The 214-nt window shown below is 34.1% G+C and carries 1 pseudogene; it reads right to left on the reverse strand.

The features are described from left to right. A pseudogene (locus AB3I12_RS13480) lies at positions 1-201 on the reverse strand (hypothetical protein); the annotation flags it as partial. Positions 202-214: the final 13 nt, after the last annotated feature.

A 214-nucleotide genomic window follows, 5' to 3' on the forward strand; every position in this document is an offset into this window, starting at 1 on the left:
CAATGAAACTTGATTTGTTGAGTTTAGGTTTGTTTTAGCTGGTTCTTGTGAAGTTCCGTGTGCCCTGTTCAGCAACGCTGTTTTTTCTTTCATTATTTTGATAAGGTCCTTTTTATCTTCTTTAGTAATAAAAATCACATCAACTACATTGCGTTGAGAGACTTTATCAAGGCTACTGTTAACAATAAATTCGGCCATCATAGATAGCATTTCT

Origin of the sequence: Enterococcus sp. C65, assembly GCF_040887165.1 — a bacterium.
GTDB classification, from domain to species: Bacteria; Bacillota; Bacilli; order Lactobacillales; family Enterococcaceae; genus Enterococcus_B; species Enterococcus_B hirae.